Origin of the sequence: Microbacterium sp. MMO-113 (genome assembly GCF_037148555.1) — a bacterium.
Classification (GTDB): domain Bacteria; phylum Actinomycetota; class Actinomycetes; order Actinomycetales; family Microbacteriaceae; genus Microbacterium.
The window spans coordinates 309,091-334,506 of the sequence record NZ_JBBCTD010000001.1 but is presented as its reverse complement, the minus strand read 5'-3'; the positions used below and the strand labels follow the sequence as shown (position 1 = coordinate 334,506).

Genomic DNA, 25,416 nt, shown 5'->3' with positions numbered 1-25,416 from the left:
CTCAGCGCGTCGGGAACGCGCGCTCCGGCGACCCGGTGTAGAGCTGCTGCGGACGGCCGATCTTCGTCTGCGGGTCGAGCTGCAGCTCGCGCCACTGCGCGAGCCAGCCGGGAAGGCGACCGATCGCGAACAGCACCGTGAACATGCGCGTGGGGAAGCCCATCGCCTTGTAGATCACGCCCGTGTAGAAATCGACGTTCGGATACAGGCGCCGCTCACGGAAGTAGTCGTCTGCGAGGGCGATCTCCTCGAGCTCCTTCGCGAGGTCCAGGAGCGGGTCGGTGACGCCGAGCGAGCTCAGCACCTCGTCTGCGGCCTCCTTGACGAGCTTGGCGCGCGGGTCGTAGTTCTTGTAGACCCGGTGCCCGAAGCCCATGAGCTTCACGCCCTCTTCCTTGTTCTTCACCCGCTCGACGAACCGGGAGACACTCTGACCCGAGTCGCGGATCTGGCCGAGCATCGTGAGGACGGCCTCGTTCGCGCCGCCGTGCAGGGGCCCGGAAAGGGCCTGGATGCCCGCCGAGACGGAGGCGAACTGGTTGGCCCCCGTCGAGCCGACGAGACGGACGGTGGAGGTCGAGGCGTTCTGCTCGTGGTCCTCGTGCAGGATCAGCAGCAGCTCGAGGGCCTTCACCATGGTCGGGTTGATCTCGTACGGCTCGGAGTTCACGCCGAAGTTCAGCTTCAGGAAGTTCTCCACGAAGCCGAGCGAGTTGTCCGGGTAGAGGAACGCCTGGCCGACGCTCTTCTTGTGCGCGTAGGCGGCGATGACCGGAAGCTTGGCGAGCATGCGGATGGTGTTCAGCTCGACGTGCTCGGGGTTGTGCGGGTCGGTCTGGCCCTCGTAGTACGTCGACAGGGCCGCGACGGCGGAGGACAGCACCGACATGGGGTGCGCGGTGTGCGGCAGCGCCGAGAAGAAGCGCTTGAGGTCCTCGTGCAGCAGCGTGTGGCGGCGGATCTTCTCGTCGAACTCCGCCAGCTCGACGGCCGACGGCAGCTCGCCGTAGATGAGCAACCACGCGACCTCGAGGTAGCTGGTACTGCCGGCGAGCTGCTCGATCGGGTAGCCGCGGTAGCGCAGGATGCCCTTGTCGCCGTCGATGAACGTGATGTCCGACTTCGTGGAGGCGGTGTTGACGAAGCCGTAGTCGAGACCGGTGTAACCGGTCTGACGGGTCAGCGTCGAGAAGTCGATGCTGTCGTGGCCCGCGGTACCGCGCACCAGGGGGAATTCGGCGGTGGTCTCGCCGATCGTCAGCTTCGCCGTCTGGTCTGCCGCAGCGCTCACGCGGACCTCCTCCTTCTGTCTGATCGCCCCGGCGTCGCGGGCGTCAGCAAGTTCTTGATCAAGCCGGAACTGGCGATCTCTCGGGCGCCGAGCGCCTGGCCGGGTGCCGACCGAATCGCCTTTACAGCCTAGTCGTCGCGCAGGCCTACTGTGACAACGACCAAAGAGATCGGCGCAACAGGGAGGGTTCCTACAGAACCGCGTCGCGCAGGCGCCGAGCCGCCTCGGCTACGCGGTCGCTCGGCGCCGTCAGCGACAGCCGCACGTGCTCAGGCGACGAGGCGCCGTAGAAGTGCCCGGGGCCCGCGAGGATCCCGAGGTCCGCGAGACGCGCCATCGACTCCCAGGCGTCGCGCCCCTCGGTCGCCCAGAGGTAGAGCCCGGCCTGCGAGCCGTCGATGCGGAAGCCGGCGTCCTCGACGGCGGGAAGCAGCAGCGCCCGCCGCTCACGGTAGAGCTCCTTCTGCGCCGCCACGTGAGCCTCGTCCCCGAGGGCGACGGCCATCGCCCGCTGGACGGGCGCGGGCGGCATGAGGCCGAGGTGCTTGCGTGCGGTGAGGAGTTCGCCGACCACGCGGGCGCAGCCGGCGACGAAGGCCGCCCGGTAGCCGGCGAGGTTGGACTGCTTGCTCAGAGAGTAGACGCTGAGGAGGTTCGCCCGCGTGCCGCCGGTCACCCGGGGGTCGAGCACCGACGGGATGGGCTCCTCGGCCCACGGACCGTCCCATCCCAGTTCGGCGTAGCACTCGTCGCTCGCCAGCACGGCCCCCAGCTCACGCGCCCGCTGCACGGCCGCGGAGAGCTCCTCGACGGTCCACGTGCGACCGTCCGGGTTGCCCGGGCTGTTGATCCAGATGAGCCGCGCCCCCTCCGGCCATTCCGTCGGGTCGTCGGCCGCGACAGGCGTCGCTCCCGCGACCCGCGCGCCGACGTCGTACGTCGGGTAGGCGACGCGGGGGTGGACCACGATGTCTCCGGCGCCGAGCCCCAGCAGCGTGGGCAGCAGCGCGACGAGCTCCTTGGAGCCGATCGTCGGCAGCACGTTGTCGACCCGGAGGTCCGGGACGCCACGGCGGCGGGCGTACCAGTCGACGATCGCCTCCCGGAGCGCGGGGGTGCCGACGGTCTGCGGATAGGCGTGGGCGTCGGTCGCTGCGGCGAGGGCCTGACGGATGATCTCCGGCGTGGGATCGACCGGCGAGCCGACGGAGAGATCGACGAGTCCGCCCGGATGCCGGGCGGCGCGCTCACGATACGGGACCACGGCGTCCCACGGGTAGTCGGCGAGGTCGCGGACGCTCACGGAGCGGGCCTACTCGCCCTGCGGCGGGAGCGCGGCGATGATCGGGTGGTCGAACGGGTAGACGCCGACCTTGGCGGCGCCGCCGGGCGAGCCGATCTCGTCGAAGAACTCGACGTTGGCCTTGTAGTAGTCCTGCCACTCGTCGGGCAGATCGTCCTCGTAGTAGATCGCCTCGACGGGGCACACCGGCTCGCACGCTCCGCAATCCACGCACTCGTCGGGGTGGATGTAGAGCGACCGCTCCCCCTCATAGATGCAGTCAACGGGGCACTCGTCGATGCAGGCGCGATCCTTGACATCGACGCACGGGAGGGCGATCACATACGTCACCCCCTCAGTCTACGACCCGTGGACCTCGGGTTCCTCCGAGGACCGCGTGGCGGGGCGGACCGGGTGCCGGGAGAACGACGGCCACGCGATGACGAGCAGCACGATGCCGGCGGCGAGATACGTCCAGATGCGCCCGGCGAGGGTTTCCTGCACGACGACCGAGCCACCGGGACCGACGCCCGAGATGAGCACGATCATGCCCAGCATCCCGAGTCCGGCGGCGACCGCGGCGCCCCGGTCATGGGTGAGCGCCCGCACCGCGATGAGGATCGCGGCGCACGCGATCGCGGCGACGATCAGGCCGATCGGGATCGGGCCCCACAGGACGCTGTGCGCGATGGTTCCGGCCACTCCGTAGACCCCGCCCACCAGGGCAGCGGCCACCCAGGACAGCACCCTCGACAACCACTTCCCGCGCACCCCCCGATCCTACCCGGGCGGAGTCCGGCGAATCGACGCGTCAGGCGGCGAGACCCCACAGCCGCAGCAGCGCGGCGACGAGGGCGGCGGACGCCACCACCACGAGGAATGACTGCCGCAGCCAGAGGAGTCCCGCCGCGACGAGCAGGGCGGGGACACGCGCATCGACGGTGATGGCCTGCCCGTCGCCGAGGGACTGCACCGCGACGAGGGCGGCGAGCAGCGCGACGGTGAGGAGATCGGAGATGCGGGCGGGCCGGGGCGCCTCGAGCACCTTCGGCGGCACGAGATAGCCCACGGCCTTCAGGGCGAGGCAGATCAGGGCGGCGAGGAGGATGGCGCTCCAGAGACTCATGCGCCGGCCTCCCCGTCGACGACCTCTGCGGCTCGCGGTGTCTCCAGCCAGTTGAACCACCCGACGACGATAGCGACGAGAGCGGCGACGAGCACGGGGAGTCCGGGCAGGAGGAACGGGGTGAGGGCGGCCGCGATCACGGCCGCCGCGATGCCGACGGCGACCGCCTGCCGCCGGCGCAGTCGCGGCCACAGCAGGGCGAGGAACGCCGCGGCCGCCGCGGCGTCCAGCCCCCAGGCCTTCGGGTCGCCGAGCACGTCGCCGACCAGCGCGCCGACGAGCGTGGTGAGGTTCCAGCCGACGAAGATACCGACCCCCGTGACCCAGAAGCCCACCCGGCGCAGGCGCGGATCGTCCTGCGCGATAGCCACCGCGGTGGATTCGTCGATCGTGAAGTGCGCGGCGAGCGCTCGTCGTGCCGGTCCCCCGCCGACGACCGGCGACATGCGCATCCCGTAGGCGACGTTGCGCACCCCGAGCAGGGCGGCGGACGCGATCGCCGACGGCAGGGCGGCCAGTCCGCCGGCGGCGAAGACGCCCACGAAGGCGAACTGGGACCCGCCGGTGAACATGAGGAGGCTGAGCACGCACGCCTGCCACACGTCGAGGCCCGCGGCCACGGCGAGCGCGCCGAAGGAGATGCCATAGGCGCTCGTGGCGAGCACGACGCCGAGGGCCTCGCGCCAGACCTCACGTTCAGCGGTCATCGACCGCCACCCGTTCGCTTTGCTGAACACACGATCATCATTCTGAACATGCCCGGATGCATAGTCAAGCGAACGATCGTTTGCCATGATGAACGCATGGACGATCTCCGCACCCGCATCGCCCGCACGCTCCGCCGCGAGCGCGAGGCGGCGAACCTGTCCGTCTCCGAGCTCGCCCGGCGGGCCGGCATCTCCAAGGCGACGGTCTCCCAGCTCGAGAGCGGTGCCGGCAACCCGAGCGTCGAGACGCTGTGGGCGCTGGGCGTCGCACTCGGCGTGCCCTTCGCGGTGCTCGTCGACCAGCAGGCCAACTCCCCCACCCTCATCCGCGCCGATGACCTCGCGGGCGTGCCCTCCTCTGCCGCCGCCTACAGCGCCACCCTCCTCTCGGCGAGCCCTCCGGGCGCCCGGCGCGACGTGTACCTCATCCAGGCGGAGCCCGGCGACCCCCGGCGCTCGGACCCCCACCATGCGGGCACGATCGAGCACGTGATCCTCATCGCCGGACAGGCGCGGGTCGGCCCGCCCGAGGATGCCGTGGTGCTGAACCCGGGCGACTACCTGACGTATGCCGGCGACGCGGCCCACGTGTTCGAGGCCATCGCGCCCGGGACAAGCGCCGTGCTCATCTCCGAGCTGCGCTGAGGATCACTCCCCCGGCCCGGCCCCTTGCGACCGAACCGGCCCCTTGCGTTCGCGCACAAGGGGCCGGTTCGCCCACAAGAGGCCGGGTCGGCGGATGGCTCTTCGGCTCAGTACCAGTTCATGGCCTGGGAGTGCCCCCAGGCCGTGCACGGGGTGCCGTAGGCGTCGGCGATGTACTGCAGGCCCCAGGCGATCTGGGTGGCGGCGTTCGTCTGCCAGTCGGCGCCCGCCGAGGCCATCTTGCTGCCGGGCAGCGCCTGCGGGATGCCGGTCGCTCCCCCGTCGTTGTTGTACGCCTGGTAGTTCCAGCCGGACTCCTTGTTCCACAGCGAGTTCAGGCAGGAGAACTGGTCGCCGCCCCAGCCGTAGCGATCCGCCATCATCTGCTGTGCGGTGGCCCGAGCGCCGTCCGGCGTGTTCGCGGAGGCGAGCGCGGCCGCTGCGGCCGCCGCCTTCTCCTCGGCGACGCGGGCAGCATCCTCCGCCGCCTTCTTCTCCTGCGCGGCCGTGAAGGCCGCCTGGAGGTCTGCGGTGGCCGTCACGACCTTCTCGGTCTCGGCTTCGGCCTGCTCGGCCGTCACCGTGATGAGGACCAGCGGGAGGGTGGATCGGTCGGCGAGGGTCTCCAGGTCGTCCTCGAGAGCGGTGGTGTCCACGGACGCCGCCGCGCCCACGTCGAGGCCCGACTCGGTGACCTCCGCGGTCAGGCTCTTCGCCGCGGCGACCGCATCGGTCGCGTTCGCGACCGTCATGACGGCCTGATCGGCGATGCGGGCGAGGGGCTCGGCGCCGAGGTCGTGGCTCGTGACGGCGGCGGCGGCGTCGGAGCGCTCTGCTCCGGCCGCCGGGGCGGAGGCGAGGCCCACGCTGAGGGTGATGCCGACGAGCGCGGCCGTGGCGGCGCCGAGGGCGATCAGGGGGGGTACGGGTGACAGTGGCGCGAGCGGCTGCCGCGTCGGAGGCGCGCCGAAGCGCACGGGTCTTCTGAAGCAAGGCTTTGACTTTCGGGTCGTCGTACGCCCATATCGGGGACTCATCGGGAGCTCGCCCCGGGCGCAAGTCAACGAGTCTGCGTCATCAACCTGAGCGAAAACTAGCCCTCACCTGGGATTTTCATGAGAGAGGGCCCCACGCGGCCGGGCGGCGGCGTGGGGCCCTCTCTCAAGGAGTGCGGTGCGATCAGGCGTTCGCGTCCTGACGCTTGAGACGCGAGGCCTCGCGACCGCGGACGGTCTGGTCGAGGATCACCTTGCGGATGCGGACCTTCTCCGGAGTCACCTCGACGCATTCGTCGTCGCGCGCGAACTCCAGGCTCTCCTCCAGCGTGAGGATGCGCGGCGGCGTCATCGACTCGAAGTTGTCGGCCGTGGAGGAGCGCATGTTGGTGAGCTTCTTCTCCTTGGTGATGTTGACGTCCATGTCGTCGGCGCGCGAGTTCTCGCCGATGACCATGCCCTCGTAGACCTCTTCGGTCGGCTGCACGAAGAACGACATGCGCTCCTGCAGCGCGATCATCGCGAACGGGGTGACGACACCCGAGCGGTCGGCCACGATCGAGCCGTTCTGGCGGGTGGTGATCTGCCCCGCCCACGGCTCGTAGCCGTGCGAGATCGCGTTGGCGATACCGGTTCCGCGGGTGGTCGTGAGGAACTCGCTGCGGAAGCCGATGAGACCACGCGAGGGCACGACGAACTCCATGCGCACCCAGCCGGTGCCGTGGTTGGTCATGTTCTCCATGCGACCCTTGCGGTTCGCGAGGAGCTGAGTGATCGCGCCGAGGTGCTCCTCCGGCGTGTCGATGGTCAGGTGCTCGAACGGCTCGTACACCTTGCCGTCGATCTTCTTCGTGACCACCTGCGGCTTGCCGACCGTCAGCTCGAAGCCCTCGCGGCGCATGTTCTCGACGAGGATCGCGAGGGCCAGCTCGCCGCGGCCCTGCACCTCCCAGGCGTCGGGACGGCCGATGTCGACGACCTTGAGCGACACGTTGCCGATGAGCTCGCGGTCGAGGCGGTCCTTCACCATGCGGGCGGTGAGCTTGTGTCCCTTGACCTTGCCCATGAGCGGCGAGGTGTTCGTGCCGATCGTCATGGAGATCGCGGGGTCGTCGACCGTGATGGCCGGCAGCGGACGGATGTCCTCGGGGTCGGCGATGGTCTCGCCGATCGTGATGTCCTCGAAGCCGGCGATGGCGACGATGTCGCCCGGACCGGCGGATTCAGCCGGGTAGCGCTCCAGGGCGCGGGTCTTCAGCAGCTCGGTGATGCGGGCGTTGCTGGTGGTGCCGTCGGAGCGGACCCAGGCGACCGTCTGGCCCTTCTTGAGCGTGCCGTTGAAGACGCGCAGCAGGGCAAGGCGGCCGAGGAAGGGGCTGGAGTCGAGGTTCGTGACCCAGGCCTGCAGCGGAGCCTCGTCGTCGTAGGCCGGGGCCGGGACGTGCTCGAGGATGGCCTCGAACAGCGGCTCGAGGTCGTCGTTGTCGGGCAGCGAGCCGTCGGCGGGACGGTTCTGCGACGCGGCGCCGGCGCGACCGGAGGCGTAGACCACCGGCACGTCGAGCAGCGCGTCGACGTCGAGATCGGGCACGTCGTCGACGAGGTCGGAGGCCAGGCCCAGCAGGAGGTCGTGCGCCTCCTCCTCGACCTCGGCGATCCGGGCATCCGGACGGTCGGTCTTGTTGACGAGGAGGATGACGGGCAGCTTCGCCTCGAGCGCCTTGCGCAGCACGAAGCGGGTCTGCGGCAGCGGACCCTCGCTCGCGTCCACGAGCAGCACGACGCCGTCGACCATCGACAGGCCGCGCTCGACCTCGCCGCCGAAGTCGGCGTGGCCGGGGGTGTCGATCACGTTGATCGTGATCTCCTTGCCGTCGGCGTGCTTGCCCTTGTAGGTGATCGCCGTGTTCTTGGCGAGGATCGTGATGCCCTTCTCGCGCTCCAGGTCGTTGGAGTCCATGGCGCGCTCCTCCACGTGCGAGTGTTCGCCGAAGGAGCCCGTCTGGCGGAGCATCGCGTCGACGAGCGTGGTCTTGCCGTGGTCGACGTGGGCGACGATTGCGACGTTGCGGAGGTCAGAGCGGAGGGCGTGCGCCATACAAGGGTCCTCAAAGAGTGTGGGGTTGCGCCGGGAAGCCGACGTTCCAGGATAACGTACGCGCGGATCGGGTTCCTGAACGCACGTCGTACCATCGTCCCGTGACCCTCCCCGACCCGACTCCCCCGGCGCCGCAGACGCCGTCGACCGCGCCCACCCGGCGCGACGAACCGCGTGAGGGTCGAGCGCGCCTGTGGTGGGAGATCGCCATCGTGCTCGCCCTGGGCTTGGGTCAGTCCGCGGTCTACGCGATCGTGCAGCTCGCCTATCGGCTCACCGACGACACGCCCCTCGCAGATCAGACCGCCACCCTCAACCCCTCCCGCAGCGACCGGGAGGCGTTCGACCTCATCTATCAGGTGCTGTCCATCGGCTTCGCCCTGGTGCCGGTGCTCCTCGTGTGCTTCCTGCTGTGGCAGCGCCGTCGCCCGCACCTGGAGCGCCTCGGCCTCGACGGCACCCGCGTGGGCGGCGACATCGGCCGGGGCGTGCTCCTCGTCCTCGCGATCGGCGTGCCGGGACTGGCGCTCTACCTCGGCGGCCGGGCGCTCGGACTGTTCGTGGCCGTGAACCCCGCCGGTCTGGACGCGCACTGGTGGACCGTGCCGATCCTCTTGCTCGCCGCCGCCCGCGCATCGCTCCAGGAGGAGTTCGTCGTGCTCGGGTACCTGTTCGCCCGCCTGCGGCAGCTCGGGTGGTCGCCGTGGACGATCATCGTCTCGACCTCGGTGCTCCGTGCGACGTACCACCTCTATCAGGGGCCCGGCGCCTTCATCGGCAACCTCGCGATGGGACTGCTCTTCGGGTGGCTCTACCACCGCACCGGTCGACTGCTGCCGTTCCTGGTGGCGCACTTCCTCATCGATGCGGCGGCGTTCGTCGGCTACCCCTGGGCCGCGGCGACCTGGCCCGGCCTGTTCGGTCTCCCCGGCTGAGGCGCGCTCAGCCGAGGTTAACGACGACGAGCGCCGCGACGGCCCACAGCACGATGACGGCGAGGGCGATGAGGGCCGGACCGTCCCAGCTGCGTCGGATCGGCGCATCCGCCGTCGCGGGCGCCGCGCTCCACAGATCGCGGATGCCGGTGAGCACCCGGAGCGCCGACGGCACCTTCGGCTCCGCGTCGTCATCACGGGAGCGACGAGGCGGACGCGCCTTGGCCGGTCCGCCCCAGCAGCTCAGGGTGCGACCGTCGTCGAGCGTGAACTCGAGCTGCCAGCGCATGTCGATGTCCTGCACACGCGCCCAGCCGAAGGTCGTGCGACGCAGCAGGTTCTGCACCACGGCCCCCTCCTGATCCACGCGGACGAAGGAGACGAAGGCCGTCTCGTACACGATCCACAGACCGAGCAGCAGCCAGGGCGCCACGAGCAGCGCCTGCACGATGCTGCCGTTGACGACGGTGTCCCCGAGCAGGAACAGCACCAGCAGGATGCTGAGGACGAAGACGACGGTGCCCGAGGACGCACGGAAGGTCCGTGCGCCCTCGGGGTGTGCGGAAGATGCCACCTCAGCGGCCGCCGAGCGGGATCGACGCCCCCGGGATCGCCTTGAGGAGACGATCCGTGTACTCCTGCTGCGGGTTCGCGAAGATCTCGTCGACCGTGCCCTGCTCGACGACCTTGCCCTTCTCCATCACGCAGACCAGGTCGCTGGAGACCCGGACGACCGCGAGGTCGTGCGTGATGAAGAGGTAGGTGAGGTTCAGCTCCGACTGGAGTTCGGCGAGCAGCTGCAGGATCTGGTCCTGCACGAGCACGTCGAGCGCCGACACCGCCTCGTCGAGCACGACGATGTCGGGCTTGAGGGCGAGCGCGCGAGCGATCGCGACGCGCTGCCGCTGACCGCCGGACAGCTCGTTCGGGTACCGGGTGGCCAGTGCACGGGGCAGGGCCACCTGGTCGAGGAGCTCCTCGACGCGCGCCCGCTGCGCGGCGCGGTCGCCCACTCCGTGGATCTGCAGCGGCTCCGAGATCGTGTTCCCGATGTTGCGCAGCGGATCGAGCGATCCGTACGGGTCCTGGAACACCGGCTGCATGCGGCGACGCAACCCGAACGCCTGCGCGTTCGAGAGGCGGGACACATCCTGGCCGTCGATCTCGATGGTGCCGCTGGTGGGCTCCTCGAGCTTCAGGACCATCTTCGCGACGGTCGACTTGCCGGACCCCGACTCGCCGACGAGCGCGAGCGTCTTCCCTCGCGGGATCTCGAAGGAGACGTCGTCGACCGCCCGGAAGGCTTCGCTGCGGAAGTTCCCCTGACGGATCTTGTAGTCCTTGGTGAGTCCGGCGACGCGCACCGTGGGTGGGATGGCGGCGAGGTCGTCGAGCGTCTCGATGCCCCGATCCTCCACGACCGCCTGGATGCGCTGCGACGCGACGCTCGGTGCGGCCCCGACCAGTCGCTGGGTATATGGATGCTGCGGGTTCTCCAGGATCTGCCGGCTCGGCCCGGCCTCCACGATGTTGCCGTTGCTCATCACGATGATCTTCTCCGCACGCTCGGCCGCGAGGCCGAGGTCGTGCGTGATGAGGAGCACCGAGGTGCCCTTGTCACGCGTGAGCGTCGCCATGTGATCGAGGATGACCCGCTGCACCGTGACATCCAGCGCCGAGGTCGGCTCATCCGCGATGAGGAGCTTCGGATCGGCCGCGAGGCCGATGCCGATCAGCGCCCGCTGGCGCATACCGCCGGAGAACTGATGCGGGTACTGGTGCAGACGCCGTTCGGCATCGGCGAGTCCGGCCTGCTTCAGCACCTCGATCGTCCGCGCCTTCACACCCTCGCGGCCCCGGGCGATCCCGTTCGCACGGATCGCCTCTTTCACCTGGAAGCCGATGCTCCACACCGGGTTGAGGTTCGACATCGGGTCCTGCGGGACGAAGCCGATCTCGCGACCGCGGACGGCCTCCATCTCCCGGCGACCGAGTTTCGTCAGCTCCCGGCCGTCGAGAGTGATCGATCCTCCGGTGACGACACCGGTTCCGGGCAGGAGGTTCACGATGGCGCTCGCCGTGGTGGACTTGCCCGAACCGGACTCGCCCACGATGGCGACGGTCTCACCCGGGAAGATGTCGAAGCTCGCTCCGTGGAGGACCTCCTTCTCCCCCTCCTGAGTGCGGAACGCGACGGTGAGGTCACGGACGCTGAGCAGCGGGATCTGTGCGGTTGCGCGTGCGGTCATCGCCGTGCCCTCGCCTTCGGGTCGATGGCGTCTCGGATGAGCTCGCCGAGGCTGACGAAGGCGAGCACGGCCAGCGTGAGCGCGATCGACGGATAGATGAGAGCCATGGGCGCCACACGCAGCGACTTCTGCGCCTGTCCGATGTCATTTCCCCACGACATCACGTCGCTTCCGAGACCGACGCCGAGGAACGACAACGTGGCCTCCGCGACGATCGAGGCAGCGAGTCCCAGCGTCGTCACCACGAGCAGCGGCGCGAGCGCGTTCGGGATCACGTGTCCCACCAGCGTGCGGAACTTCGAGCGCCCGAGCGCGCGGGAGGCCACGACGAAGTCGGACTGCCGGACGCGGAGCACCTCGGCCCGCACGACGCGCGCAGTCGCCGCCCACGCGAAGCCACCGATGGCGAGTGCGAGCACGGGCACCGAGCGGTACTGGGAGAAGACCGTCATGACGACGACGGCGGCGAGGATGTACGGGATGGCAAAGAAGATGTCGCCAATCCGAGACAGCACCGAGTCGAGCCAGCCGCCGTAGAACCCCGCGAGCGCCCCCATGATCAGACCGAGAATCGAGGAGATCGCGGTCGCGAGGAGCCCGACGGAGAGCGAGGTCTGTGCGCCCCAGACGATACGGGAGTATATGTCGCATCCCAGGAACGTATAGCCGAGCGGGTGACCGTCCGCGGGGCCGGCATTGCTGTTGGACAGCTCACACTGGCTGTTGGGCGGTACCGACGTGAACAACGTGGGGAACAGGGCCATCGCCAGGAAGAACAGCGCGAGGATGACCGAGAACCAGAACAACGGACGACGACGCAGGTCAGTCCACGCGTCTCGCCACAGGTTTCGCGGCTTCTCCGCGATCCGCACGGCATCGACGGAGATGGTCTCCGTCTCGACCGGAGCGACATAGTGATTCTGCGTGGTGGGGTCAGGCATAGCGGATCCTTGGGTCGAGCAGACCGTACAGCAGGTCGATGATGAGGTTGACCACGACGTACAGGATCACGAACACCGTGACGAAGGAAACCACCGTCGGCCCCTCGTTGCGGATCGCGGCCTGGTACAAGGTGTTGCCGACGCCCGGCACATTGAAGATACCCTCGGTCACGGTCGCGCCGACGAGCAGCACGCCGAAGTTCGTCGCCGAGTTCGTGATCACCGGGATGAGGGAGTTGCGGAGCACGTGCACGGGGATCACGCGACCGCGCGACAGTCCCTTGCTGTACGCGGTGCGCACCCAGTCCTGGTTGAGCGTGTCGATGACCGAGCTGCGCATCAGCCGCATACTCACGGCGTACAGGCTGAAGCCGAGCACGATGGCCGGCAGCCACAGGCCACCCCAGTCGTTGTCCGACCCGACGGTCGGCTTGAACCAGCCCAGCTTGATCGCGAGGAAGTACTGCGCCAGGAACGCGACGACGAAGATCGGGATCGCGATCGCCACGAGCGCGACGATGAGCATCGTGTGGTCGAAGAGCTTGCCCTTGCGCAGCGCCGAGATCGTGCCGATGATGATCGCCAGCGTGAACTCGATAGCGATGGCCATCACCGCGAGTCGACCGGTGACGGGAAGCGTCTCGGCCAGCACGGTCGACACCGGCCGGCCGGAGAAGGTCGTGCCGAGGTCGCCCTGGAAGACACCGGTGATGTAGTACCAGTACTGCACTAGGAACGGGTCGTCCAGGTGGTACTGCTCGCGCAGCTGTGCCACCACGGCCGGGTTCGGGGTCCGGTCGCCGAAGAGCCCGAGAATCGGGTCACCGGGCATGGCGAACACGAGGAAGTAGATGAGCAGGGTGGCCCCGAAGAAGACGGGGATCACCTGCAGAAGACGTCTCAGGATGTAGCCGAGCATGCGTCTGTCCCGTAGTCAGGAGGCGGAGTCAGTGTGACCAACACAGCCTGTGAGGCGGCGACGGACGACCGTCACCGCCTCACAGGTTCGTGCTGTCAGACTTACTCGCCGTCCTTCGTGACCTGGTAGAGGATCGGCCAGGTGTCCCACCCGAATTCGACGTTCTCGACCGACTCGCCCCAGGCGCCCATGGCGTTGGTGTACCACAGCGGGATGGCAGGGAGGTCCTGGAAGAGGATCTCCTGCGCCTCCTGGAACTTGGCGATGCCCGCCTCGACGTCCGGGGCCGCAGACCCCTCGTCGAGGAGCTTGTCGAACTCCGGGTTCGAGTAGTCGCCGTCGTTCGAGCCTGCACCCGTACCGAAGATCGGGCCGAGGCCGTTGAACATCGACGGGTAGTCGAACTGCCAGCCGGTACGGAAGGCGGTGGTCGCCTTGTCCTCGGTGATCAGCGTGCGGTGCTCGGCGAAGGTCGGGATCGGCTTACCCGAGGCCTCGATGCCGAGGTTGTTCTTGATCTGGTTCGCGACCGCGTCGACCCAGCCCTGGTTGGGGCCGTCGGCGTTGTACTGGATCTGGAAGGATCCGGTCCACGGTGCGATAGCGTCGGCCTCGGCCCACAGCTCCTTCGCCTTGTCGGCATCGAAGTCGAGCACGTCGGAGCCGGGGATGTCCTCGGAGTAGCCGTCGATCACCGGCGAGGTGAAGTCCTTCATCGGCGTGCGGGTGCCGCTGAAGACCACGTCGGTGATCTCCTCACGGTTGATGGCGTGCGAGATCGCCGCGCGGCGCAGCTGGCCCTCTTCACCGCTGAAGTGCTCGAGGCGCTCCGGAATGGTGATGGTGGCGTTCGCCGCGGCCGGCTGGTTCACCGTGCGGTCCGGGAAGTCGGTCTCGAACGTCTGCAGAGCGGTGTCCGGGATCTCCTGGATGATGTCGAGCTCGCCACCCTGGAGGTCGGCATAGGCCGCCTCGGTGCTGGCGTAGAGCTTCATGTCGACGCCACCGTTCTGCGCCTCGCGCGGGCCGGTGTAGTCCTCGTTCTTGACGAGCTCGATGCTCTCGTTGTGCCGCCAGGCGCCCTCTTCCGCGAAGACGTACGGGCCATTGCCGATCGGGTTCTCGCCGAAGGCCTCGAGGTCGTCCCAGGCCGAGGCCGGCAGCGGGAAGAACGCGGTGTAGCCCAGGCGCAGCGGGAAGTCGGACTCCGGCTGCTTCAGCTTGACGGTGAAGGTCAGGTCGTCGACGACCTTGAGGCCGGAGAGCTCCGGCACGTTCTCCTCATAGGAGAAGCCCTCGATGGACTCGAAGAAGTAGCTCGAGAGCTGCTTGTTGTCGAGCGCGGCACCGTAGTTCCAGGCCTTGACGAAGGACTCGGCGTCGACAGGGTCTCCGTTGGCGAAGGTCTGGTCGGCCTTAATCTTGATCGTGTAGGTCTGCGCGTCCTCGGTCTCGATCGACTCGGCGAGATCGTTGTGCACGGCGCCCTCGGCGTCGTAGTACACCAGGCCCGCGAAGATGCTCTGCAGCACCAGGCCGCCGCCGACCTCGTTGGTGTTGGTCGGGATGAGGGGGTTCTGCGGCTCGGTGTTGTTGACCGAGATCACCGCGGTCGGGTCACCCGAGGGCGTCTCCTCCGCGGAATCGTTGCCGCCGCCGCTGGCGCAGCCTGCCAGGGTCAGGGCGCCGATCACGAACAGTGCGCTGCCCGCGAGGGCGATCTTGTTGCGCTTCACTTTTGTCCTCCTGTGGACGTGGGAATTCTGCGCGGCTCATCATCGAGCGCGCAGGGATACCTGAGCGTAACCCGGTGGTCGCGCGTCCAGGACGTTCGGCTAACGAACTGTTACTGAGTGGTGACCATCTGTCACATGACGGAAACATGGCGTAACCCGAACGGCGCCGCGCCGCCGGGAGGCGGGCGCGACGCCGTTCGTCGTGCGGGTCCGTGTCAGGCGAAGGCCTCGATCGGCGGGCAGGCGCAGACGAGGTTGCGGTCGCCGTACGCCTGGTCGATCCGGCGGACCGGCGGCCAGTACTTGGCCGCCACCAGGGAGCGCACCGGATAGGCGGCCTCCTCGCGGGTATAGGCGTGCGTCCACTCCCCCGCGATGAGCGAGACGGCGGTGTGCGGGGCGTGCACGAGCGGGTTGTCGTCCGCGGGCCAGCGCCCCGCGGCGACGGCGTCCGCCTCGGCCTTGATCATGATCATGGCCTCGATGAACCGCTCGATCTCGTCGAGGTCCTCCGACTCGGTGGGCTCCACCATGAGGGTGCCGGCGACCGGGAACGACATGGTCGGCGCGTGGAACCCGTAGTCGATCAGGCGCTTGGCGACGTCGTCGACGGAGATGCCGGTGGCCTCCTTGAGCGGACGCAGGTCGAGGATGCACTCGTGCGCGACCCGTCCGTTCTCCCCCGTATAGAGCACCGGGAAGTGCCCGCCGAGGCGCTCGGCGATGTAGTTCGCCGAGAGGACCGCCGCGGCGGTCGCGCGCCGGAGCCCCTCCGCGCCCATCATGCGCACGTACGCCCACGAGATCGGGAGGATGCCCGCGGAGCCGTACGGGGCCGCGGAGATCACCGCGCCCTCGAACGTGTGGCCGCCGAAGTGCTCGGCGCGCTGCGCGAGCGGGTGCGACGGCAGGTACGGCGCGAGGTGCGCCTTCGCCCCGACCGGACCGATGCCCGGGCCGCCGCCGCCGTGCGGGATCGCGAAGGTCTTGTGCAGGTTGAGGTGCGAGACGTCGCCGCCCAGGTCGCCGAAGCGCGCGTAGCCGAGGAGTGCGTTGAGGTTCGCGCCGTCGACGTACACCTGACCGCCGGCCGCGTGCACGGCCTCGGTGATCTCCACGACCTGCTCCTCGTAGACGCCGTGCGTGGACGGGTACGTGATCATCAGCGCCGCCAGGTCGTCGGCGTGCTGGGCGATCTTCGCGCGGAGGTCGTCCAGGTCGACGTTGCCGAGCGCGTCGCTCGCCACCACGACGACTTTCATGCCGGCGAGCACGGCGGAGGCCGCGTTCGTACCGTGGGCGGAAGACGGGATGAGGCACACGATGCGGTGGTCATCGCCGTTCGCGCGGTGGTAGCCGCGGATCGCGAGGAGACCCGCCAGCTCCCCCTGGGAGCCGGCGTTCGGCTGCAGCGACACCGCGTCGTACCCGGTGATCTCGGCGAGCCAGCCCTCGAGCTGGTCGATGAGCTCGAGGTAGCCGCGGACATCGGCCTCCGGGGCGAACGGGTGGATGCTCGCGAACTCCGGCCACGTGATGGCGGCCATCTCGGTGGCGGCATTGAGCTTCATCGTGCACGAGCCGAGCGGGATCATGCCGCGGTCAAGGGCGTAGTCCCGGTCGGACAGGCTCTTCAGATACCGCATCATGGCGGTCTCGCTGCGGTGGCTGTGGAACACCGGGTGCGTGAGGTACTCGTCCTCGCGGCGGAGGGCGTCCGGCAGCGCGTCCGCGTCGCCGAGACCGAAGCCGAAGGCGCGCTCCTGCTTCCCCCCGAAGACCTGCGCGACCTGGTGCAGCTCGGTCACCGTGGTCGTCTCGTCGACCGCGATGCCGATCGTGTCGGCGTCGGCGACCCGCAGGAGGATGCCGAAGCCGCCTCGCGCCTGGTCGGCGTACTCCGCCGCCCGGCCCGGGACGCGCACGGTCAGCGTGTCGAAGAAGTGCTCGTGGACGACCTCGGCGCCCGCCTCGACGAGCCAGTCGCGCAGCAGGGCCGCCTTGGCGGCGACGCCGCGGGCGATCTCGCTGAGCCCGTCCGGGCCGTGGTAGACCGCGTACATCGATGCCATCACCGCGAGGAGCACCTGGGCGGTGCAGATGTTCGAGGTCGCCTTCTCGCGGCGGATGTGCTGCTCGCGGGTCTGCAGCGAGAGGCGGTAGGCCGGCTTGCCCTCGGCGTCGACGGACACGCCGACGAGGCGTCCGGGCAGCTGCCGCTCCAGACCTGCGCGCACGGCCATGTAGCCGGCGTGCGGGCCGCCGAAGCCCATCGGCACCCCGAAGCGCTGCGTCGTGCCCACGGCCACGTCGGCCCCGAGGGTGCCGGGCGCGGTGAGGAGCGTCAGCGCGAGGAGGTCGGCGGCCGCGACGGCGAGCGCGCCGGCGACGTGCGCGGCGTCGAACACCGCGGACGGATCCCACACACGGCCCGAGGCCCCGGGGTACTGCACGAAGACGCCGAAGAGCTCGGCGGGCAGCTCCTCCCCCGCCGCGAAGTCGACCGTGACGAGCTCGATGTCGAGCGCCTCGGCGCGGGACGCGAGCATCGCCTTCGTCTGCGGCAGCGCGTCCGCGTCCACCGCGAACACGTTCGACGCGGTCTTCGAGGCCCGGCGCGCGAGCAGCATCGCCTCCACGACCGCGGTGGACTCGTCGAGCATCGACGCGTTCGCGGTGGTGAGGCCGGTGAGCTCGGCCACCATGGTCTGGAAGTTGATCAGCGCTTCCAGGCGCCCCTGCGAGATCTCGGGCTGGTACGGCGTGTAGGCCGTGTACCAGGACGGGTTCTCGAGCACGTTGCGCTGGATGACCTGCGGCGTGACGGTGCCGTAGTAGCCGAGGCCGATCATCGAGCGGTTCACCGTGTTCCGCGCGGCGAGGGCACGCAGTTCGGCCAGTGCCTCGGTCTCCGACGCGGCGACCGGGATGCGGGAGTCGGCGACCGCGTCCTCCGGTCCCGTGTAGATCGAGGCGGGGACGGCCTGTCGCATGAGCTCCTCGACCGGGCTCAGCGTTCCGTTGCCGGCGGAGCCGAGACCCAGCGCGTCGAGCATCGTGCGCTGGGCGGCCTCGGTCGGTCCGATGTGACGATCGGCGAATGCAACCACGTCCGGATCAGCCCTCCGTGAGTGCGACGTACGCGTCGCGGTCCAGCAGTCCGTCCAGCGCACCGGCGGCGACGGACACCTTGAGCAGCCAGCCGCCCTCGAACGGCTCGGCGTTGACGAGCGAAGGGTCGTCGACGACGGCGTCGTTGACCTCGACGACCGTGCCGGCGACCGGAGCGTAGAGCTCCCCGACCGACTTCGTGGACTCGATCTCGCCGACGACGGAGCCGGCGGTCAGCTCGGTGCCGACGGCGGGGAGCTCGACGAAGACGACGTCCCCCAGCTTCTCGGCGGCGTAGTCGGTGATGCCGATGGTGACGGTGGCGCCGTCACCGGCGATCCATTCGTGCTCGTCGGTGTAGCGGAGTGCGCTGAGGTCGGTCATTTTGTCCTCCGGTAGAAAGGCAGGGCGGTCACGGTCGCGGGGATACGGGTCCCCCGCACATCAAGGAATACTGCGGTTCCCTCCTCGGCGGAAGAAGGGTCGACGAAGGCCATCGCGATGGGGTGGCCCAGCGTCGGGCTCAGAGCGCCGCTGGTGATCTCGCCGATCGGAGAGCCGTCGGCGTCGACGACCGCGTAGCCGGCGCGGCCGGCGCGTCGCCCCTCCGCCGTCAGCCCGACGAGGATGCGGGCGTCGTCGGCCGGTGCCGGTGCGTCCTTGCCGACGAAACGCTCCTTCGCGGCGACCACGACCCGGCCGAGGCCGGCCTGGGCGGGTGCGGTGTCGAGGCTGAGCTCATGCCCGTACAGCGGCATGCCCGCCTCCAGGCGGAGCGTGTCGCGGGCGGCGAGGCCGGCGGGCACCAGGCCGTGCGGGGCGCCGGCGTCGAGCACGGCGTCCCACAGCGCGGTGGCGTGGGCGGCCGGGACGAGGAGCTCGAAGCCGTCCTCCCCGGTGTAGCCGGTGCGGGCGAGGAGCAGCGGCTCCCCGGCGAACGACGCGGTCGCCCACGCGTAGTACTTCTGCTCCGCCCAGGGGACGCTGACGTCGGCGATGCCCGCCGTCGCCGCGAGGATCTCCTCGGCCCGCGGGCCCTGAACGGCGATCAGCGCGTAGTCGTCCGAGACGTCGGCGACCTCCACGGCGCCCGCGTCCGCGTCCGCCACGCGCACGGTGAGCGCCTGCCGCACCGCGTCGCGGTTGCCCGCGTTGGAGATGATGAGGAAGTCGTCGTCGGCCAGGCGGTAGACGATCACGTCGTCGACGATGCCGCCCTCGGGCGTCAGCAGCAGCGAGTACTTCGCCTTGCCGATCGGGAGCGCCGACAGCCGTCCGGCGAGCGCGTAGTCGAGGAAGGCCGCGGCGCCGGTGCCGCGGACCGAGAACTCCGCCATGTGCGAGATGTCGAAGATGCCCGCCGCCTGCCGCACCGCGTGGTGCTCGGCGAGGTCGGACGTGTAGCGCACCGGCATCTGCCAGCCGCCGAAATCGGTGAAGGAGGCGCCGAGCGCCTCATGGCGCTCGCGCAACGTGGTGTAGCGGGGGTCGGACATGGAGTTCTCCCGGGCTGGGTCGGGCGGGACGACGACGTCGTCCCTGGGAACTCCCCCTCTGTCATGGGCCTGAGAGCTTCGCCCGCGTGCGCAGGGCTTTCACCGTCGGCGGATCCCCCGGTGCTCGGGATCGCTTTTCAGAGCGGCCGGACCTCCGCGGTACGCGTACCTGAGAGATTGGCGGGGAGGCTTGCTCCTTCGGTGCCCGGCTGCATGCGCCGGGGCTCTCCCGCGTCGGTCGTTCGGCCTGTCTTCGATTGTGGGTTCAGTCTAGCGGTCTCCCCCGCCCGCTCAGGAGCCCAGGGCGAGCTCCGCCCGGACCTCGTCGCGGAGCCTGCCGAGGTTCTCCGGCTCCGGTGCCGCCGCCAGGAGGGTCTTGGTGTACTCGTGCTGCGGGCTCAGGATCACCTCGTCGGCCGTTCCCCGCTCCACGACGTCACCCTGGAAGAGGACCATGATGTCGTCGGAGAAGTGCCGCGCGGTCGCGAGGTCGTGCGTGATGTAGAGGACGCCGAGGTTCTCCTCGCGCTGCAGCTCGGCGAGCAGGTTGAGGACGCCGAGCCGGATCGACACGTCGAGCATCGACACCGGCTCGTCGGCCACGATGAACCGGGCACCGGGAGCGAGGGCCCGCGCGATCGCCACGCGCTGCCGCTGCCCGCCGGAGAGCTCGTGCGGACGCCGTTCGGCGAAGTTCTCCCCCGGGGTGAGCCGCACACGCTCCAGCAGCTCGATCGCCCGCGCCCGCACCTCGCCGCCGTCCAGCTTCGGGTGGTGCAGCCGGATCGGACGCTCCAGGTGATGGACGATCGTGTGGAACGGGTTGAGCGAGGCGAACGGGTCCTGGAAGACCATCTGCACGTCCGACCGGTAGCGCTCGAGAGCCGTCCCCCGCGTGCCGGACTCCTCGCCGTCGAGCAGGATGCTTCCCGAGGTCGGCGTCTCCAGCTTCATCAGCATCCGGGCGATGGTCGACTTGCCCGAACCGGACTCGCCGACCAGAGCCGTGGTCCGCCCCGCCTCCAGCGTGAACGACACGTCCTTCACCGCGTGCAGCACGCGCGTGCGGAACCCTGACCGCAGGTGGAAGTCCTTGACGAGGTTCCTCGCCTCGAGGGTGCCGTCGCGCCTCGTCCCGTCCACGCTCATCGGATGACCTCCTGGTTCACGCCGCCGCTGCGGACGAAGTCGCCTCGCTCGCCCGTGAGGGACGGGAAGCTCGACAGCAGCCGCTGGGTGTACTCGTGCTGCGGGTTGCGGTAGATCTCCTCCGCGGTGCCCTGCTCGACGATCCGCCCTTGCAGCATGACCGCGATGCGGTCGCTGATCTCGATCAGCATGGGCAGATCGTGGGTGATGAAGATGACGGCGAAGCCGAGCTTCTCGCGCAGGCGCATGATCTCCCGGATGATGCCGCGCTGCACGACCACGTCGAGCGCCGTGGTGGGCTCGTCCATGATCATGACCTGCGGGTCGAGCGCGAGCGCCATCGCGATCATCATGCGCTGGCGCATGCCGCCGGAGAGCTCGTGCGGGAAGCTCGTGAGCCGGCCGGGGTCGACGCCGACGAGCGTGAGCAGCTCCTCGGCGCGCTCCTGCTTGGCCTTCTTCGACATTCCGGGGCGGTGGGTGTCGAAGATGTCGAAGATCTGCGCGCGGACGGAGATGACGGGGTTGAGGGAGTTCATCGCCCCCTGGAAGACCATCGAGATCTTGTCCCAGCGGAAGGCGCGCAGCCCGTCCCCGTCGAGTCCGACGACGTCGATGTCATGGCCGTCGCGGTCGTGGAAAACGATCTCGCCGTCGGTCATCAGCGCCGGTGCCTTGAGCAGCCGGTTCATCCCGTACGCGAGGGTCGTCTTGCCGCAGCCCGACTCCCCCGCGAGTCCGAGGATCTCACCCCGGTGGAGGGTCAGCGACACGTCGCGGACGGCTTTGACGGGCGGGTCAACCTCGTACTCGATCGAGACGTTCCTGGCGGTGAGCACGGCGTCGCTCATGCGGTGACCCCCTTCTCCTTCGCGGCCTTGCGCAGACGACGGGCCGCATCGGGCGCGTTGCGCAGCTTCGGATTGATGACCTCGTCGATGGCGAAGTTGATCAGCGCGAGTCCCGCGCCGAGGATCGCGATCATGATGCCCGGCGGCACGAACCACCACCACGCCCCGCGGCCGAGAGCCTGACCGGACTGGGCGTCGTTGAGGATCGAGCCCCAGGTGATCGAGGAGTTCGGACCGAGGCCGAGGTAGGACAGGCCCGCCTCGCCGAGGATGGCGAAGATGATCGCGAAGAGGAACTGCGCGGTCAGCAGCGGGAGCAGGTTCGGCATGATCTCGACGAGGATCACCCGGAAGGACTTCTCCCCCGCCACCTTCGAGGCGTACACGTAGTCGCGGGTGCGGAGCGAGCGGGTCTGTAGTCGCAGTACGTAGGCCGCGCCGGCCCACGAGGTGATGCCGAGGACGAAGGCCACGAGCTGCCAGCTGCGCTGCGGCACGAACGACGCGATCACCATGACCAGCGGCAGCCCGGGGATGACGATCATGACGTTGGTCAGGAGAGCGAGGACGTCCTCCCGCCAGCCGCCGAGGTACCCGGCCAGGACGCCGAAGAGGAGGGAGAGCACGATGGCGATGCCGCCGGCCGTCACGCCGATGAGCAGCGACCCCTGCGCCCCGACGGCGAGCTGCGCAAGCACGTCGTTGCCGAGCTTGGTCGTGCCGAGCCAGTGCTCCGCCGAGGGCGCGGCGAGGGCGGGGTTGTCGGTGCTGCGCGGGTTCTGCGTGAAGAACGGCGCGATGATCGCGAAGAGCACGATGGCGAGCACGAGCACGGACCCGACGATGAACTTCGGCGATGTGCTGGGCAGGATCCGGCGACGCCGGCGGTCCTGACGCTGGGTGGCCAGGGCGACGGTGCCCTCGGGGGCGACGGTGGGAGGCTCCTCCACGAGGAGCGGGTTCTTCGTGTCAGACATTCTGGCGAGCCCTCGGGTCGATGAAGCCATAGACGAGGTCCATGAAGAAGTTGGCGACGAGCACCGTGAGGGTGATCACGAGGAACAGTCCCTGCATCAGCGCGTAGTCGTTGTTGGTGACGGCCTGGAACATGAGCTTGCCGACACCCGGGTAGGTGAACACCTGCTCCATGACGATGGAGCCGGCGACGACGAAGCCGAGGGTGATCGAGAAGCCCGCGATCGACGGGATGGCCGCGTTGCGCGCCGCGTACGTCGTCATGATGCGTCGCGGCCGCAGTCCCTTGGCCTCGGCCGTGAGGACGTAGTCCTCGGCGAGTGTGGAGACCATCATGTTCCGCATGCCGAACATCCAGCCCCCCACGGAGCTGATCACGATCGTGATCGCGGGGAGGAGCGAGTGGGCGACGGCGTCGGTGAAGAACGCCCAGGTCGGCTCCGGGCCGTCCGGGAAGTCGAAGACGTCGTAGCCGCCGAACATCGGGAACCAGCCAAGCCCGACCGCGAAGACGGCGATGAGGACGAGCGCGAGCCAGAAGTACGGGATGGACTGCAGCACGGTGGTCGCCGGGATGAGGTGGTCGACCCAGGTGCCGCGCTTCCACCCGGCCCAGGCGCCGAGCACGACGCCGAGCAGGAAGGAGATGACGGTGGCGGTGCCGACGAGCACCAGGGTCCACGGGAGAGCACCCGCGATGAGCTCGGCGACGGGAGTCGGGAACTTCGTCACGGACACGCCCAGGTCGCCCTGGAACATGCGCCCCCAGTAGGCGAGGTACTGCTCCCAGAGGGAGGAGTCATCACCACCGAGCAGGAGCTTGATGTTGCGGATGGTGGTCTCGGAGACCTCTCCGCCGGCCCGCTGCATCTTGGCGATCATGATGTCGGCGGGATCCCCCGGCATGAGCCGGGGAAGCAGGAAGTTGATGGAGATCGCAGCCCACAGCGTGAACGCGTAGAACCCGATCCTTCGTGCATAGAACTTCATGTCACTCGTCCTGACTTCCTGCTTCCCCTGCTCCTCTCGTCACTCAGCCGGCGGGCTTGATCTGCGTCAGCACGTAACCGGCGGCGATGGCGCCCCAGGACGGCGGGAACGCGTAGAGGTTCTCCTCCGTCGGCCACCCGGTGTAGTCCTTCGTGTTGTAGAAGGTCTGCGTGGCGTTGATCACGAGCGGGATGTAGGGCACGTCATTGACGATCGCGTCCTGGATGGTCGCGTAGAGCTCCTTGCGCTCGCCCTCGTCCTCGGTGCTGATGGCCTGCTGGATGGCCGCATCGACGGTGGGGTTGTTGTAGCGGCTGAAGTTCCAGCGCCCCGGGGGGATCTCGGTGCCGACCGGGCTGGTGGACTGCACCTCGGTGCCGCCGAACCAGTCGCGGTAGATCTGGAACGGGTCGGCGATGGTCGTGCCGACCACACCACCGACGATCAGCTGGAACTCACCGGACTGCCGGGTGTCGACGAACTCCTGCCACTGCACCGTCGACGGGGTGACCTTGATGCCCGCGGCCTCGGCCTGCTCGGCGATCAGCTTCGCGGCGTCGTTGTAGTCCGTCCAGCCGTCGACCGAGATCAGGCTGAGCTCGACCGGAACGCCGTCCTTCTCGTAGATGCCCGACGAGCCCTTGGTGTAGCCGGCGGCTTCGAGGATGGACGTGGCCTCCTCGACATTGGCCTCCTGCGGGCTGACCTCGTACGCGTCGTCCGTGAGCCACTTCTCGTCACGAGGGAGCAGTGTGTAGGCGGGCGAGATGTCGGCGGTGAGACCGACGAACGCCTTGTCCTTGATGGTGGCGCGGTCGATCGCGACGTTCAGCGCCTGACGCACCGCGACGTCGGTCTGCGGGCCCGTGCAGCCGAGGTCGGCGTTCGAGCACGTGTAGAGGACCGACGGGTCCTGCGGCGTGTTGATCCACTCGATCTTGCCGTTGCCGGTCACGTCGTCCGGGTTCGGGATGAACATCCCGGTCCAGTCCAGCTCGCCCGCGGCGACGAGGTCCTGGGCCGTCTGGTTGTTGTCGACGGCGATGTACTGGACCTTCTTGATGGCGAGGTCGTCGGCGTCGCGGAAGTTCTCGTTCGCCACGAAGGTGTAGGACTCGCTGGTGGTCTTGTCGACGACGTAGGGCCCGGAGCCGACCGGCTTCTCGTTCGTGAAGTTCGCGAAGTCGTCGACGTCCTTCCAGATGTGCTCGGGGAGGATGTAGCTCGACCCCATCCGCTGGAACTCCGTGGTGTACTGCGCGATGCCGTAGGTGAGCACGACCGTGGTGTCGTCGGTGGCCTCCGCGGAGATCAGCTGGTTGCCCTTGGGGTTGTTCGCCTCGTACAGGAAGGTGAAGGCGACGTCCGCGGCCGTGAGCGGCTCGCCGTCGCTCCACTTCAGGTCCGGCTTGATCTTCACCGTGATCTGCGTGCCGTCTTCGTTGTACTCGAAGGACTCGCCGATGAGGCCGATGGGCTCCTCGTCCTTGGTCTTGTTGTAGAAGAACAGGGGCTCGTAGATCGGTCCGAGTGCGCCGTGGAGCACGTTCGGAGCGAACGGGTTGTAGTTCGTGGTGATCGGCGTCGTGCTGCCGGCCCAGACGCGGAGGGCGCGGTCGCTGGACGCGTTGCCGCCTCCGTCATCGCTACCGCCGCCGCCGCAGGCCGTCAGGCCCAGGACGAGGATCGAGGCCCCCGCGACCGCCGTGAGCGCGATCTTGCGCTTTCCGTTACGGATCATTCTTCATTTCCTCTCGGTGCTGCACTGCAGGAGGGATTCTCCGGTTGGAGCCGAACCCCGGGCGGGGTTCACGGGAACCCCGGGAGGCGGCCGGTGGCCACTCTCGAAGGGGTTTGTTAGGACAGTAACCTAACAAACCCACCTCGGGGGGACAAGCCTTCCGGCGGGGAGGAGATAAC

General features: G+C 68.9%; 23 protein-coding genes and 2 riboswitches. Of the genes, 2 read left to right on the top strand and 21 right to left on the bottom strand.

The window, feature by feature from the left end:
* Position 1: 1 nt before the first annotated feature.
* The 6 genes from WFJ36_RS01580 to WFJ36_RS01555 form a co-directional block, all read right to left on the bottom strand.
* On the bottom strand, positions 2-1,291 hold the full coding sequence (locus tag WFJ36_RS01580) for a citrate synthase (protein WP_083391672.1): 1,290 nt from the start codon (positions 1,289-1,291) through the stop codon (positions 2-4).
* 190 nt (positions 1,292-1,481) lie between these two features.
* Positions 1,482-2,594, bottom strand: a complete 1,113-nt coding sequence (dapC, locus tag WFJ36_RS01575) for a succinyldiaminopimelate transaminase (protein WP_336642509.1) — start codon at positions 2,592-2,594, stop codon at positions 1,482-1,484.
* A gap of 9 nt (positions 2,595-2,603) precedes the next feature.
* The gene (gene fdxA / locus WFJ36_RS01570) at positions 2,604-2,924 is read right to left on the bottom strand and encodes a ferredoxin (protein WP_017203330.1); all 321 of its coding nucleotides are present in this window, start codon (positions 2,922-2,924) and stop codon (positions 2,604-2,606) included.
* A 9-nt stretch (positions 2,925-2,933) separates the two neighbouring features.
* Entirely contained in the window at positions 2,934-3,344 is a 411-nt protein-coding gene (locus tag WFJ36_RS01565; protein WP_336642508.1) for a histidinol dehydrogenase, read from the bottom strand.
* Between the two features lie 40 nt (positions 3,345-3,384).
* Entirely contained in the window at positions 3,385-3,699 is a 315-nt protein-coding gene (locus WFJ36_RS01560) for an AzlD domain-containing protein (protein WP_071328206.1), read from the bottom strand.
* Complete coding sequence (locus WFJ36_RS01555; RefSeq protein WP_071328718.1) at positions 3,696-4,406, bottom strand: AzlC family ABC transporter permease; 711 nt, start codon at positions 4,404-4,406, stop codon at positions 3,696-3,698. The genes WFJ36_RS01560 and WFJ36_RS01555 overlap by 4 nt, the downstream gene beginning before the upstream one ends.
* 96 nt (positions 4,407-4,502) lie before the next feature.
* Here WFJ36_RS01555 and WFJ36_RS01550 point away from each other — a divergent pair, with 96 nt between their 5' ends.
* A complete protein-coding gene (locus WFJ36_RS01550) occupies positions 4,503-5,051 on the top strand; it encodes a helix-turn-helix domain-containing protein (protein WP_071328205.1) in 549 nt (182 codons plus the stop codon).
* Positions 5,052-5,158: 107 nt separating this feature from the next.
* Here the strand turns inward: WFJ36_RS01550 and WFJ36_RS01545 are convergent, their stop codons facing one another.
* The gene (locus WFJ36_RS01545) at positions 5,159-6,028 is read right to left on the bottom strand and encodes a phospholipase (protein WP_336642507.1); all 870 of its coding nucleotides are present in this window, start codon (positions 6,026-6,028) and stop codon (positions 5,159-5,161) included.
* Between the two features lie 202 nt (positions 6,029-6,230).
* Positions 6,231-8,144, bottom strand: coding sequence for a translational GTPase TypA (typA, locus tag WFJ36_RS01540; RefSeq protein ID WP_071328204.1), 1,914 nt, complete (start codon positions 8,142-8,144; stop codon positions 6,231-6,233).
* Between the two features lie 191 nt (positions 8,145-8,335).
* On the opposite strand from typA, the gene WFJ36_RS01535 reads away from it, so the two are divergent.
* Entirely contained in the window at positions 8,336-9,079 is a 744-nt protein-coding gene (locus WFJ36_RS01535) for a CPBP family intramembrane glutamic endopeptidase (protein ID WP_336642959.1), read from the top strand.
* A gap of 7 nt (positions 9,080-9,086) precedes the next feature.
* On the opposite strand, the gene WFJ36_RS01530 is transcribed toward WFJ36_RS01535, so the two are convergent.
* From WFJ36_RS01530 to WFJ36_RS01470, 13 genes are all read right to left on the bottom strand, one after another.
* Complete coding sequence (locus WFJ36_RS01530) at positions 9,087-9,653, bottom strand: PH domain-containing protein (protein ID WP_292789873.1); 567 nt, start codon at positions 9,651-9,653, stop codon at positions 9,087-9,089.
* Between the two features lies 1 nt (position 9,654).
* Positions 9,655-11,328, bottom strand: coding sequence for a dipeptide ABC transporter ATP-binding protein (locus WFJ36_RS01525; protein WP_292789870.1), 1,674 nt, complete (start codon positions 11,326-11,328; stop codon positions 9,655-9,657).
* Positions 11,325-12,269 (bottom strand): ABC transporter permease, encoded by a 945-nt coding sequence (locus WFJ36_RS01520; RefSeq protein WP_071328201.1) that lies wholly within the window; start codon positions 12,267-12,269, stop codon positions 11,325-11,327. The genes WFJ36_RS01525 and WFJ36_RS01520 overlap by 4 nt, the downstream gene beginning before the upstream one ends.
* Entirely contained in the window at positions 12,262-13,188 is a 927-nt protein-coding gene (locus WFJ36_RS01515) for an ABC transporter permease (RefSeq protein WP_071328200.1), read from the bottom strand. Before WFJ36_RS01515 ends, WFJ36_RS01520 begins: the two co-directional genes overlap by 8 nt.
* A gap of 101 nt (positions 13,189-13,289) precedes the next feature.
* A complete protein-coding gene (locus WFJ36_RS01510; protein WP_071328199.1) occupies positions 13,290-14,924 on the bottom strand; it encodes a peptide ABC transporter substrate-binding protein in 1,635 nt (544 codons plus the stop codon).
* A 215-nt stretch (positions 14,925-15,139) separates the two neighbouring features.
* Entirely contained in the window at positions 15,140-17,980 is a 2,841-nt protein-coding gene (gcvP, locus tag WFJ36_RS01505; protein WP_442927825.1) for an aminomethyl-transferring glycine dehydrogenase, read from the bottom strand.
* Between the two features lie 61 nt (positions 17,981-18,041).
* Complete coding sequence (gene gcvH / locus WFJ36_RS01500) at positions 18,042-18,419, bottom strand: glycine cleavage system protein GcvH (protein ID WP_292789866.1); 378 nt, start codon at positions 18,417-18,419, stop codon at positions 18,042-18,044.
* Positions 18,416-19,531 carry a glycine cleavage system aminomethyltransferase GcvT gene (gcvT, locus tag WFJ36_RS01495; RefSeq protein WP_336642505.1) on the bottom strand — a complete coding sequence of 372 codons (1,116 nt, stop codon included), beginning with the start codon at positions 19,529-19,531 and terminating at the stop codon, positions 18,416-18,418. Before gcvT ends, gcvH begins: the two co-directional genes overlap by 4 nt.
* 51 nt (positions 19,532-19,582) lie before the next feature.
* A riboswitch (glycine riboswitch) is annotated at positions 19,583-19,677 on the bottom strand.
* 1 nt (position 19,678) lies between these two features.
* A riboswitch (glycine riboswitch) is annotated at positions 19,679-19,773 on the bottom strand.
* A gap of 49 nt (positions 19,774-19,822) precedes the next feature.
* Positions 19,823-20,680, bottom strand: a complete 858-nt coding sequence (locus WFJ36_RS01490; RefSeq protein ID WP_071328196.1) for an ABC transporter ATP-binding protein — start codon at positions 20,678-20,680, stop codon at positions 19,823-19,825.
* A complete protein-coding gene (locus tag WFJ36_RS01485; protein ID WP_268777760.1) occupies positions 20,677-21,531 on the bottom strand; it encodes an ABC transporter ATP-binding protein in 855 nt (284 codons plus the stop codon). Before WFJ36_RS01485 ends, WFJ36_RS01490 begins: the two co-directional genes overlap by 4 nt.
* Positions 21,528-22,508, bottom strand: a complete 981-nt coding sequence (locus WFJ36_RS01480) for an ABC transporter permease (RefSeq protein ID WP_071328194.1) — start codon at positions 22,506-22,508, stop codon at positions 21,528-21,530. Before WFJ36_RS01480 ends, WFJ36_RS01485 begins: the two co-directional genes overlap by 4 nt.
* Positions 22,501-23,496: an ABC transporter permease gene (locus tag WFJ36_RS01475; protein WP_071328193.1), complete on the bottom strand. Its 996-nt coding sequence runs from the start codon at positions 23,494-23,496 to the stop codon at positions 22,501-22,503. The genes WFJ36_RS01480 and WFJ36_RS01475 overlap by 8 nt, the downstream gene beginning before the upstream one ends.
* 43 nt (positions 23,497-23,539) lie before the next feature.
* Entirely contained in the window at positions 23,540-25,237 is a 1,698-nt protein-coding gene (locus WFJ36_RS01470) for an ABC transporter substrate-binding protein (protein WP_336642504.1), read from the bottom strand.
* Between the last annotated feature and the right edge of the window lie 179 nt (positions 25,238-25,416).